5 protein-coding genes are annotated in these 13,437 nt (G+C 41.4%); all 5 read left to right on the top strand.

Going from position 1 to position 13,437, the window contains the following annotated elements; all coding sequences use genetic code 11:
* The first annotated feature begins 81 nt into the window (after nt 1-81).
* The 5 genes from ACSQ8O_RS35990 to ACSQ8O_RS35970 all read left to right on the top strand — a co-directional run bounded on the left by ACSQ8O_RS35990 (nt 82) and on the right by ACSQ8O_RS35970 (nt 13,325).
* The gene (locus ACSQ8O_RS35990; RefSeq protein ID WP_436245647.1) at nt 82-7,068 is read left to right on the top strand and encodes a GH32 C-terminal domain-containing protein; all 6,987 of its coding nucleotides are present in this window, start codon (nt 82-84) and stop codon (nt 7,066-7,068) included.
* A gap of 551 nt (nt 7,069-7,619) precedes the next feature.
* On the top strand, nt 7,620-8,618 hold the full coding sequence (locus ACSQ8O_RS35985) for a substrate-binding domain-containing protein (protein WP_436245646.1): 999 nt from the start codon (nt 7,620-7,622) through the stop codon (nt 8,616-8,618).
* A gap of 101 nt (nt 8,619-8,719) precedes the next feature.
* Nucleotides 8,720-10,276 carry a sugar ABC transporter ATP-binding protein gene (locus ACSQ8O_RS35980; protein WP_436245645.1) on the top strand — a complete coding sequence of 519 codons (1,557 nt, stop codon included), beginning with the start codon at nt 8,720-8,722 and terminating at the stop codon, nt 10,274-10,276.
* Nucleotides 10,277-10,326: 50 nt separating this feature from the next.
* Nucleotides 10,327-11,250, top strand: a complete 924-nt coding sequence (locus tag ACSQ8O_RS35975) for an ABC transporter permease (RefSeq protein ID WP_436245644.1) — start codon at nt 10,327-10,329, stop codon at nt 11,248-11,250.
* Nucleotides 11,251-11,267: 17 nt separating this feature from the next.
* Nucleotides 11,268-13,325, top strand: coding sequence for a methyl-accepting chemotaxis protein (locus ACSQ8O_RS35970; RefSeq protein WP_436245643.1), 2,058 nt, complete (start codon nt 11,268-11,270; stop codon nt 13,323-13,325).
* The last annotated feature ends 112 nt before the right edge of the window (nt 13,326-13,437 follow it).

Genomic DNA, 13,437 nt, shown 5'->3' with positions numbered 1-13,437 from the left:
GAATTCTCTATTATTTTTAGTTTTTATCGAATGTATGATGAAGACGAGGAAAAAACAAATATCTACTCATTTAGGGGTTTTATGAAAGGGGTTACAGAAATGGCGATTAGCGCCCGAAAGTTAAAAAGTAATGTTGCGTTAGGTTTAGCTAGTTTTATGTTATTTTCTAATGTTGTTGCTTTTAGTGGAATATCAACAGCCGCGAATGCTTTACAACATCCTGTCACAATTGAAAATCCTGATTTTGAAGCTGGCGATCTATCAGGTTGGATGACAACCGGGAATGCATTTAGCGATCTGCCCTCATCTATCCAGAATTTTTGGGGAGACCATCCTTTTAAACAGAACGAGACTTATCATGCATGGGGATGGAATCCAGAGACAATAGACCCAAGCGATAGCAGCAAAAATATCTCAGATTCAAGAACAGGTACGTTGAAATCTAGTACGTTCAGGCTTTCTGGGAATGGTGAGGTTAACTTCTTGGTTGGCGGAGGCAATGATATCGACAATTTGTATGTCTCTCTCGTTCGCGCCTCTGATCATACAATCTTGTTTAAAAGTGCGGGGTTCGCATTGCCGGATCAATTTGAGCGATATGTACGAGTGAATTGGCAAGCTCAAGATTACAAAGGGGAAGATCTCTATATTGAAGTTGTGGACAATAGCACAAGTCAGCACATTAATGTGGACGATTTCCATGTATACAATGTAACGAATAGTATTGACAATCCAAGCTTCGAAACGGGAGACTTGAATGGTTGGAACGCTGAGGGCGATGCTTTCTCAGTCTCAAACTCGGTAGCTTATGGTGAGGATCAAACCTCTTATTATCAAAAAGGAAAGTACTTTGTATGGGGCTTGACCGGTGATGCCGGAAGTGCAGAAGCAAAGTCAGGTTCTCTGCAGTCTTCCTCATTCAAGCTGGAAGGAACAGGCGAAGTAAACTTTCTTATCGGCGGAACGAATGATCTGGATCATACTTATGTTGCTCTAGTCAGAGAGTCTGACGATACAGAATTATATAGAGCAACCGGTTCTTCTCTTGGTGATGGTCTTGAATCCATGAAAAGAGTGATTTGGGATGCTTCCGCTCATCTTGGCGAAGTGGTCTACTTGAAAGTTGTTGATCTGGGTCAAGGACACATCAATGTTGATGATTTCCGTGTAGTTAATACAATTCATAACGTTGTAAACCCAGACTTCGAATCGGGCGACTTAACTGGATGGACCGTCGTATCCGGAGAAGCGCCTGGTCAAGTTTCGCCAACCGTAAATTATTGGCATGAAAACCCAATTAATAAGACAGGTCAGTTCCATTTTTGGGGCGATGACATGAAGCAAGGCTCTATCAAATCCAGTGTGTTTGTCCTTGGTGGAACTGGCGAGATTAATTTCATGATGGGTGGCGGAAATCTCGATACGCAGTATGTTGCTTTAATGCGTGCTTCTGACAATACGGAACTAATGAGAGCAAATAATACACAATTTGCAGATTCGGAGGCGTATGCAAGAGTGACTTGGGATGCGTCGGCTTACCTAGGCGAGCAAGTTTATTTAATGCTTGTGGACCAGATAGCAGCCGGTGGATGGCAACACGTGAATCTTGACGATATCCATGTTTATAATCTGCCACATGACATTGTGAATCCTGACTTCGAATCGGGAGACTTGACGGGTTGGACTGTTACGAGCGCTGAGGCACCTGGTCGAGTCACTTCTGAAGTAAATTACTGGCATCCTGACCCGATAAATAAAGTCGGTGAGTACCACTTCTGGGGCGATGATTGGAAGGAGGGCACTATCCAATCAAGCACGTTTGTGCTTGGCGGTAATGGTGAAATTAATTTCATGCTAGGCGGAGGTAATTTCCCCCAAACGGAGTATGTTGCGCTTGTTCGTGCGTCTGATGGGAAAGAACTGATCAAATCCACGCATACTGCACATGCAGGCTCTGAGGGGTATGATCGTGTTGTGTGGGATGCTTCTGCATTTATAGGTGAGGAAGTATATCTGAAAGTAGTGGATAGCGTGCCTGGCGGCGGGTGGCAGCATGTTAACCTTGACGATATTCATGTATTCAACAACGATCCGACTGATATCTTGAATCCAGGCTTCGAAACAGGGACTTTAGAGGGCTGGCAAGCTACTGGTGATGCTTTTACAGGAACCGTTTCCGCTGAGACAATGTCGGGTGAAGACCCAATCAACCAAATAGGCAATTACTATATCCAAGGCTTAGCTGGAGCTGGTTCGGGTAATGCGGATGCAAGAACAGGCTCTCTCCAATCGTCAGTCTTTAAACTTGGCGGCAACGGTGAAATTAATTTTATGTTAAGCGGTAATCATGATCCGAGTAACCTATATGTTGCGTTAGTAAACGCGGAAGACAATTCAATCCTATACAGTGAGACACCGGCAAATGGTGAGTTAAACCCTGAATCTCTTCGACGGATCGTTTGGGATGCCAAAGCCTACTTAGGGCAAAAGGTGTTTTTGAAAGTGATGGACAATAGCCTAATAGGACATTTGAATGTCGACGATTTCCATGTTCGCAATACAGGTTCTCCTTCTTATATGATGAATAATGAAGATTTTGAAAAAGGAGATTTATCTGGATGGACAGTAGTTGGCGACGCTTTTTCAGTTTCTGATCAGGACACTGATTCTTCGGGAATTGCCTACAGGCAACAGCGCAATTATCATGTTGTTGGACATAACGAAGCGACAGGCACTTTAACATCCAACACATTCAGGCTGGCAGGGACAGGGACTGTTAATTTTAAAATTAGCGGAGATATAGACGTTGACCATCTTTATGTGTCATTAGTTCGAGCATCCGACAATAAAGAATTGTTTAGAGCAGCAGCGCAGAACACTAACAGTTATCAAACCGTTATTTGGGACGCTTCGAAATTTATAAACGAAGAGCTTTATTTCACCATTGTCGACAATATGGCGACAGGTCATCTCAATGTCGATGATTTCAACTATTATGTGTCTCATGAAGTTATGAATGGCGATTTTGAAAGCGGAGACCTACGTGGTTGGAAGGTCGTTGAGGGTAACGCATTCGATAATACGATTACTACGCAGGATAAATTCTGGGGAACAAAGCCATTTAAGCACAGTGGACTGTATCATCTCTGGGGGTTTCAAGGCGGTGGAGACGGCAGAAAGGGAATTATGGAATCCAGCCATTTCATCGCTTTGGGCGATAAGAATATCCCTACATCGGGAAGATTAACTTTCCTGATGGGCGGTGGTTCGGATATTGACAACTTATATGTTGCGCTTGTAAGGGATCGAACAGGCGAGATTCTTTACACATCTACAGGTATGAGTGATGAGCAATATTCAGAGCATGTTTTTGACGCTACCCCGTATGCAGGGGAAGAACTCTATTTCCGGATTGTGGACCAAACAACTGCTGGATTTGGACATCTCAACCTGGATCGCTTTGTAACGGTGAATGCAGTTTCACAATTGGAAAATTCTGATTTTGAAACTGGTGATTTGTCTGGGTGGACACTGGAAGGTGATGCATTCGCAGATTCTGTCTCAAATATACCTGGGAATGGAAACTATGGAACGTATTATGTGAACGGGAATAAAGCGAGTAACCCTGCCTTGACAGGTACATTGTCATCCAAAGTATTCCAATTGACAGGGACTGGTATTCTGAGCTTCTTGGTCGCTGGAGGTAAGGATTCTGATCAGCTGCATGTAGCCCTAGTCAGAGCTTCTGATCATATGGAACTGTTTAGAGCCACGGGATCGGACTCAGACATATTTCAGGATGTTACATGGGATGCTTCAGCTTACCTAGGGGAAGAAGTATATTTTAAAGTCGTGGACAATAAGACCTCAGGCGCTTTTGGTTATATCAATGTAGATGATTTTCAATTGAGTATTCCGCGTGAAAACTATTCAGAACCATACAGACCACAGTTCCATTACACACCTGAAAAAAATTGGATGAATGATCCAAACGGTATGGTCTATTATAATGGAGAATACCATCTGTTTTACCAGTATACTCCTTCTTCCACATCCCCTGCTTTCGATAAGATGCATTGGGGGCATGCGGTAAGTACAGATCTTACCCATTGGAAAGAACTACCACCGGCAATAGCGCCTGATGAACATGGTGCCATATTCTCAGGCGGCGCTGTAGTAGATGCGCATAACTCATCCGGATTTTTTAATGAAGAAGGCTCCGGTCTGGTAGCGTTCTATACGCAAAATGGACCGAAGCAGGTGCAGAGTATAGCTTACAGCAAGGATAATGGCAGAACTTGGACGAAATATACAGGAAATCCTGTCCTCTTACCGGAAGCTGCAGCGGATTTAAGGGAACCTAAAGGAACTGCACCGGATTTTAGGGATCCTAAAGTATTCTGGCATGAGGCTACTTCCAAATGGATCATGTTATTAGCGGTAGGTCATCACATCGAGTTTTATTCATCGCCCAACTTAAAAGAATGGACTTATGAAAACTCATTTGGTTCTGACGGTCTTGGCTCACATTTCGGCATTTATGAATGTCCTGATTTGATCGAATTACCCGTCGATGGAGATCCAACCAAGAAGAAATGGGTTATGATCATTAGTACCGGCGATGGTAACGGAAACAGAAGAGATGTTGACCCAGAGCCTCCTGGCAAAGGATCAGGTATGATGTATTTTGTCGGCACGTTCGATGGCAAAACCTTTACACCTGATGAACGGCCAACTGCTGATCAATCCAATTGGATTGACTATGGTTCAGATTTCTATGCAGCAGTAACATGGAGCCATATTCGAGATGAGCTAGAAAGACCCGTATGGCTCGGCTGGATGAGTAACTGGAGATATGCGAGCAATACGCCTACAAGTACTTGGCGGGGGGCAATGAGCATTCCGCGTACGGTTGAGCTTAAGACGACAACGAATGGAATCCGTCTGATTCAGCAGCCGATTCAGCAGTTGGAAGAATTAAGAAAGCCGGTTCTGCATTGGACCAATTTCCAAGTTGGGCAGGATAATAATGTGTTGCAAGCCGTATATGGAAGTACAATGGAAATTGTCGCGGAATTCGGTATTCAGGATGCATCAGAATTTGGATTCAAAGTTCGTAAGTCCAACTCTCAGGAGACAGTTATCGGGTATGACACGTCAACTCAAAAAGTGTTTGTGGACCGTACACATTCTGGAGGGCCTGATGTAAGTGATATTGTCCCTGTCCGACAAGAAGCTCCTCTTATTCCGGAAAATAACAAAATTAAACTTCATATCTTCGTAGATGAGGATACCCTTGAAGTGTTTGCAAATGATGGGAGAAAAGTTTTCACAGATCAAATATTCCCTGATTCGAACAGTAAGGGCCTTGAGCTTTATGCTGAAAATGGGGAAGTGAACGTCAACTCTTTAAGTATTTATCAGTTTGACAGTATTTGGGCAGATAGGTCGATCAAGAAGCTTCAAATGGATAAAAGAAGCTACACGCTTGAAACGAATAGTACCCTCTCAACCGTTGTATCGGCTCTTGTTTTAAGTCCAATGACTCAAACTGTAAGCCAAGCGGTATATGGCGGTGCCATTCCAGATACAAGCAACTCTGTAACGGGAATCGTGTATGGAGGTTTGCAGGGTATGCCATTAACGGTATATGGATATGGCGATCTGACAAGCAAACAAATTGTTACGGACCAAGCTGTCTTCAAAAGCTCTGATCCTTCTGTAGCCATTGTGACTGCTGCCGGCAAAGTGTACGGAAAGCGACCTGGTCAAACCTTGATTACAGCTGCGTATAAAGGACATGTGATAACAGCTTCTGTCACGGTTGTAAAATCAAATGAAACTCATTCAGACCCTACACCAGAAACCCCAGTAACTACAGGGGCGGCCACAACGCCAAACAATCAGGGCCGACTTGTTGTTCCGACTAGTTTAATTAATAAAATTGCTGTGGGTAAAGTTTCGAAAGAGACGTTGAGTAAAGCGTTGGATGCCGCAAGGGTTGACGCAAAAGGCACCAAAAAAATGACAATCGAATTGGACAAAGCGGATGATGTTAAAGGGTATAGCATCGAGATACCATCTGCGTTCATATCGAGTAATCATGCTAATCGACAATTTGAAATTCGTAGTCCAATAGGCACCATGACTTTATCGAGTCAGATGTTTACCGAAGGCGCGTTCAATGAGAATGACAACATTGTAGTAAGTATGACCCTTGTTGATCGTGATGCAGCTGGTAACGGCAAACAATCAGAAATCGGAGCAAGACCAATTCTTGAATTAATTGCCACTTTGAATGGTAAAGTTATTCCATGGCGTAATGCGGATGCTCCGGTACAGGTAGCTATCAAATACACGCCTACAGCAGAAGAAATGAACAATGCAGATCATTTAGTTGTCTGGTATCTGGATCCATCCGGCAGCATCGTGCCTGTTCCGAATGCCAAATTTAATAAAGCAACAGGTGAAATGATCTTTAAAACGATCCATTTCAGCTATTATGCAATTGCTTACGTGAATAAGTCCTTCGATGATCTTAATGATTATGCTTGGGCTAAAAAGCAGGTCGAACTCCTTGCATCCAAAGGCATTATTCAAGGCACAACAGAGACAGCATTTGCTCCGCAAGAGGATATTACAAGGGCAGACTTCATTCTGCTGCTTGTACGCGCACTTGAATTAACGGCCCAAGCGGATTCCAGCTTTGATGATGTTAACTCTGACGATTATTATTATGAAGCGGTCAGCATCGCCAAAAAGTTAGGCATTACCACTGGCATAGATGGGAGTCATTTTAACCCGAATGCTTCCATTACAAGGCAAGATATGATAGTTATGCTGAATAGAGCGATGGCTGCAGCGAAACGCGATACAGCCAAAGGTGCAAAATCGGATTTGACTGTATTCCAGGATAGTAATGATATTTCGTCATATGCCATTGACAGTGTTTCTTCTCTTGTGAAATCCCATATTATTGAAGGAAACAACGGGAAGATTCATCCACTCGATCATACAACGAGAGCTGAGACGGCTGTAGTCCTTTACCGATTATTGATACAGGAATAATCGCAGCCAAGACGAATAGTGTTGGTGTGAAGAGAAGTAACAAAATAGCCCTAGCCTGTCATAACAGGCTAGGGCTATTTTGTTTGCGCCCAGCATGTTCGCTATCTCTAGGGTTCAAGCCCCGAATGGCATAGGCAGTAGTAGCCATGCCTGATTCCACATCATGCTAAGTCTTTTATATCTGAATGAAGATAATAGAAAAATTTCAACAGTTTCAAGAAGATTTTCTATTATTTTTTGTATTCATCACAGGTATGATGAATACACAGAAAACAAACATCCACTCTTTTAAGGAGGTGAGATTTCTTTTAGGTAAGTGATTAGTGTCAATCATGCTTCAATTGGGGGATTTGGTTGTATCAAAAAAAAGGAGGGAAAAAGAACATGCTAAAGAGTTTTGCAATTGGCTACTTGTGTCGCTAAACGTGATAGACAATTGGACTCTAAAACATGTTCATAGAAAAACAATTACACTTTAATTATCACATAGCTTCCTATTATTCGCCAAACTTATTTTTTAAAAAATTATAATAATTCGGAGGAATTTGAAAATGAAAAACATGAAGATTTTCTTGTTACTATTTGTTGTATTCGCACTTTCGGCTTGTGGTAAAGCAGTGGAAACAAAACCCGCAGCAGCAACTGGGGCGCCAGCAGAAACGGCTAGCGCAGCTAAAGCAGCAGATCCGAAACCTGCGAAAAAAGTAGTTATCGGTTTGACCGTACAAAACTTAAGCAATCCTTTCTTCGTAGCGATGTCCAAAGGTGCAGCTGAAGCTGCTAAGAAACACGGCGGTGAAGTAATCGCCGTTAGTGCAGAAGATAATTTGGCTACACAAACCGCTCAAATCGAAGATTTTATTACCAAAAAAGTAAGTATGATTATTCTAAGTTCCGTAGATACCAAAGGTATCGCAGCAGCAGTGGGTCAAGCTAAAGCAGCAGGTATCCCAATCATTTCTGTCGATACAATTTCTGAAGGTGGCGTTAATGCGAGTGTAACTTCCGATAACGTTCAAGCAGGACGTATTGCGGGTGAATATTTGGTTAAACGGTTGAATGGAAAAGGAAATATTGCCGTATTAGATGGACCGCCGGTGTCCGCTGTAACAGACCGCATTGCAGGATTTAATGAAGCTCTCAAAGCAGCTCCGGGAATTAAAATAGTTGCAAATCAAAATGGTAACGGTAATCGCGAAACATCGCTTGCTAAGATGGAGACCATTTTACAAGCAAACGGTAAAGGACAAATCGACGCCGTATTTGCTATTAATGATCCAACAGGTATTGGCGCCAAAATTGCTGCAGAGCAAGCCGGTCGCGACAAGGAAATGTTTATCGTTGGTGTGGATGGATCTCCTGATGCAGTGACAACACTGAAAGAAAACAAAAGCTATGTTGGAAGCTCGGCACAAAACCCATTTAATATGATTACAATTGCGGTTGAAACAGCATTTAAAGTTCTTGCTGGTGAAAAAGTGGAACCATTAATTAAACTTCCAACTGACTTCATTACGACAGAAAACGTAAAAGACTATAAAGGCTGGTAGTTTTATTCTTGCGATGTGGTTACTCTCTACCTGAGTGCCACATCGTATTCATTCAATTGTCATTAAATGATATTCATTACTAAATTGGTTGGAGTGAGAACATGGAAGCTCTGCAAGCGGAAGTTGAAAAAAACATTTCCTCTGAATCATCGTCAATAGCTTTAAGCATGAGAGCGATCTCCAAGTCTTTCTCTGGGGTTACCGTTTTAAAAAACATAAATATCGACCTGCATAAAGGTGAAGTACATGCTTTAATGGGAGAGAATGGCGCCGGTAAGTCGACACTTATGAAGATTATGGCAGGGATACATCGTCCCGATAACGGCGAGATTAGGTATCGAGGCAAATCGATCACATGGCGTAATGCGATGGAAGCGCGTGAGAAAGGCATTAGTGTCATTCATCAAGAGCTTAATCTTTCTCCGAATATAACCATCGGTGAGAACGTATTGATGGGAACCAAATTTCCTAAAAACAAGTTCGGTATGGTGGACTGGAAGAAAGTTCACGAACGAGCCCATTTTCTATTAAAATCAATCGGATCTGACTTGGATCCAAGATCATATGTCTCAACCTTAAGTGTTGCCCAACAACAAATGGTGGAAATCGCGAGAGCCCTCTCTATAGAAGCAGAAGTTCTAGTGATGGATGAACCAACAGCTTCGTTAACCCACAAAGAAATAGATAAGCTGTTTATTATTATCAATGAACTAAAACAAAAAGGTGTTGCGATTGTATACATCTCACATCGTATGGATGAAATTTTTAAAATTTCTGATCGTTGTACCATTTTGCGTGATGGAGAGTGGATTACAACGATCCCTATCGCCGAAACCAATCCGGAGCATCTGGTTAAGACAATGGTTGGCCGTGAATTAACCGATTTATTTCAAAAACCCCCTTCACATACGAGCTGGATTAAAGATAAAACGCCGGTTTTAGAGGTTAAAGGTTTATCTGATAACAAAAATGTAAAGGATATTTCGCTAGAGGTGCATTCAGGGGAAATTGTTGGGATTTCAGGATTGGTAGGTGCAGGAAGAACAGAATTAGTCAGAGCGATCTTTGGTTTATCAGAAATATCAGCAGGTGAAATTCTGATTAACGGTCAATCTGTGAAAATATCTTCTCCAGAGGATGCCATGCGATATGGGATTGCCCATGTACCGGAAAGCCGTAAGGAACAGGGACTATTCCTAAATATGTCTGTCAAAGAAAATATTATGATGGCTGAAATGTTTAAATATCGAAAAGCATCGCTCTTAGATTGGTCGCAAATCAATGATGAAGCTGATATGTATATTAAAGAATTAGGCATTAAAACGGCAAGTAAAGAACAAAAGGTAGTTAGCTTAAGCGGAGGAAATCAGCAAAAAGCGCTGCTTGCACGTTGGTTATCCATCCAGCCTAAAGTGCTTTTGTTAGATGAACCGACAAGAGGTGTCGACATTGGCGCCAAAACTGAAATTCATAAAGTTATTTGTAAATTAGCCAAAAACGGCCTTGCTGTGTTAGTCATTTCTTCTGAGCTGCCAGAAATATTAGCGCTGAGTGATCGTATACTTGTTATGCATGAGGGTAAATTACGTGCAAACCTTAGGCGCGAAGACGCAACGCAAGAGAAAATTATGTATTATGCAACGGGGGAGATCAAATGAGCGCTGGAATGGAAGCAATCATTAATAACAAACATAATATTGGATTATCCATGAGAAAAATTTGGAATCAACTAGGCATGTTAATCGTGTTAGTTGCTATTTGTATTATACTCGCCATTTTTGCACCTAATTTCACGGATACGGGGAATATTCTCAATATTTTAAAACAATCATCCGTTAACGGAATTCTTGCGGCGGGTATGACGTTAGTTATTCTGACTGGCGGGATTGATTTATCTGTGGGATCTACGATCGCACTTTCGGGCGTTATTTCCGTCATGCTTTCCAAACAAGGAGTTAACCCTTTTATTTCCATGTTCGCTGGAATTGCGGTGGGATATGCAGCAGGATGGATTAATGGCTTTCTGACTGCAAGAACCAAACTTCCATCCTTTATTGTTACATTAGGAAGTATGACTTATATAAGAGGTGCTGCTTTCGTAATTAGCGGGGGATTACCTACGATACTGGCTTCGGATCCGTTTAAGTTTATTGGATCAGGGAAGATACTATCGGTTCCAACCCCCATATACATTATGCTCAGTGTATATGTTGTAATGTTTATCGTACTTAAATACACGATGTTTGGCAGACATATTTATGCAATTGGGGGAAATGAAGAGGCAGCGAGATTAACAGGTATTAAGGTTGAAAAGACGTTAATTAATGTGTATGCCATTAGTGGTTTATGTGCGGGATTAGCTGGCGTAGTTCTAGCAGGCCGTTTAATTTCCGGTCAGCCGAATGCTGGAAGCATGGCCGAGCTTGATGCCATTGCTGCCGTTGTTCTAGGTGGTACGAGCCTAGCTGGGGGAATTGGCCGAATTCAAATGACGATTATTGGAGTGTTAATCTTGGGCGTAATTAGAAATGGATTGACACTTTTAAATGTTAGCTTCTTTTGGCAAACCGTTATTACAGGTGTTGTTATCGTACTTGCGGTGCTTTTGGATCGTCTCCGTAGCGATAAGTAAGAGGAAGGGCTGTTAGTATGGTGAAATTTCGTTTCAAAAGCATACGTACCCGCACAATCGTCACGATTCTACCTATGTTAATTTTATCCATGTTTACGTTGTCTGCTTTAAGTTACAGTTATTCTAAAAATATCATCAATGCAGAAATTCAAGATAAAATGGCATATCAATTAAACGCAACGATCAACAATATGCAAACCATATTAACAGCGCACAGTAAAATACCTGAAAGCTTAGCACGCACGATTGAACCTGTAGGAGACAAGATTGATAAAGGTAAATATTTTCAAATTATTCAAGGTTTATTATCCACAAACCCGGACACATTTGGAGTTGGGATTTGGTATGAGCCCTATCAATATAAAAATTATTTGCAATATTACAGTTCCTACGCCTACCGAGACAACGGTCGCATTTTATTTTCCAATGATTATGATACGAAAGAATATAATTATCCCGAAAAAGAGTGGTATCTGCTTGGTAAAAACACAAAGGAAACCATGGTTTGGACGGATCCGTTTTTTGATAAAACCTCCAATGCTATGATTTTAACAACAGCGGTTCCATTTTACACCAATAATAAATTTCAAGGCGTAGTTACAGCCAACATCAATTTGAACAGCCTGCAGCAGAAGATTTCAGACATTCATGTTGGAAAAAATGGATGGGCATTTTTGTTGGATCGTAATGGGAACTTTATTGCTAATAAAGATAACCAGAGCGTAGCGAATCATCAAATCAAGAATGATTCTAATGTAAGCTTGGCGCAAATTGGCCAAGAAATACTGAAGAATAATAATGGAAATGCCGTTTTTAGTGACGATAGGGGGCTCAATATCGTTTATTATCAGACGGTTCCAGATACATCATGGAAACTAGCCATCGTCATATCGCAGGAGGAGCTTTACCAGAAGCTAAACGATTATTTCATCATCTCGGTTATGATCATAATTGTATTGATATGTGTTGTTGTCATGGTGATTTATTTCTACAGTTTATACATCACCAATAACATTAAGAAAGTAAATATTCTTTCTCAATCGATGTCAAGCGGGGATTTAACCCAGACCATACCTATAAAAACGGTCGATGAATTTGGCCAAATGGGCACAAATCTAAATACAATGGCAAGTAACTTGAAGTCCATTTTATTGCAAGTATCTGAAAGCGCGAAAAGCGTATCTGAAACTTCTGTTCTTTTAACCGATAATGCGGAACAATCCGCGAAAGCAACAGAAGAAATTGCACAATCGATTCAAGAAGTAGCGGGTGGGACGCATACACAACTTTCATTAACCGATGAAGCTGTAGAAGAAACAAAAGTTATGTTTGTGAATATTAAAAAAATAACGCAACGAATTGAACTTGCAAGCCAATCTGCAAAGGAAGCGCTGCAAACATCCATTGAAGGAAAAGCGGATATTGTGGAAGCAATAAATCAGATCAATTTGATCTCTCAAAACTCACTCGATTCGGTTGGAATAGTCCGACAGTTAGAAGATAAGTCCAGAAAGATCAATCAGATTATGACCTTACTTTCCACTATCGCCAAGCAAACGAAAATGCTTGCTTTAAATGCAGGTATTATTGCCGCCGAGGCAGGATCTAATGGTAAAACATTTTCGGTAATTTCTCGTGAAATTCGCCTTCTTGCTGAAAATTCAACGAAATCAAATAGTGAGATCGAAACATTAATTACAGAGATCCAGGAAGATATTTCGCAAGTAGTGAAAGCGATGGAAAATGCAGATTCATCTATTCAAGAAGGGAAGCTGCTTACGACAAAGGCTGGAGATTCCTTTTCTACGATTCTTAACTTAGTCGATGGGGTATCTGGGCAAGCGGGCGAAATGACCAATGACATTATAATGATTCGAATGAATATGCAGAAAATGGTTGAAAACATGGAGGTAGTCTCTAATCTCTATGGAAGTTCAGCAAGTTCAACCAATCACATCTCGGCAACGACAGAGGAACAGACAGCGGCAATCCAAGAAGTTGCTTCTTATTCCAACGAATTAGCCCATATGGCTAAGTTCTTACAGCAATCTGTAGCTTCATTTAAACTCAAGTAATTTGTAAATCGGATGTGATTAAGCGATACATAGACTAATTGACTTTACGTGATGATAGTAACATTAGGTGGTCTGCTTTCAGCTGATAGGCAATTTGGGGAAATCTCAAATA

The organism is Paenibacillus sp. LjRoot56 (genome assembly GCF_964253335.1).
Taxonomy (GTDB): Bacteria; Bacillota; Bacilli; order Paenibacillales; family NBRC-103111; genus Paenibacillus_E; species Paenibacillus_E allorhizoplanae.
The sequence above is the reverse complement of the archived record's forward strand: the minus strand, read 5'-3'. Positions and strand labels throughout refer to the sequence as shown.

Coding starts and splice junctions, on each gene's coding strand:
- ACSQ8O_RS35970 (WP_436245643.1), top strand. CDS start 11,268: ATGGTGAAATTTCGTTTCAAAAGCATACGTACCCGCACAATCGTCACG.
- ACSQ8O_RS35985 (WP_436245646.1), top strand. CDS start 7,620: ATGAAAAACATGAAGATTTTCTTGTTACTATTTGTTGTATTCGCACTT.
- ACSQ8O_RS35975 (WP_436245644.1), top strand. CDS start 10,327: ATGAGAAAAATTTGGAATCAACTAGGCATGTTAATCGTGTTAGTTGCT.
- ACSQ8O_RS35980 (WP_436245645.1), top strand. CDS start 8,720: ATGGAAGCTCTGCAAGCGGAAGTTGAAAAAAACATTTCCTCTGAATCA.
- ACSQ8O_RS35990 (WP_436245647.1), top strand. CDS start 82: ATGAAAGGGGTTACAGAAATGGCGATTAGCGCCCGAAAGTTAAAAAGT.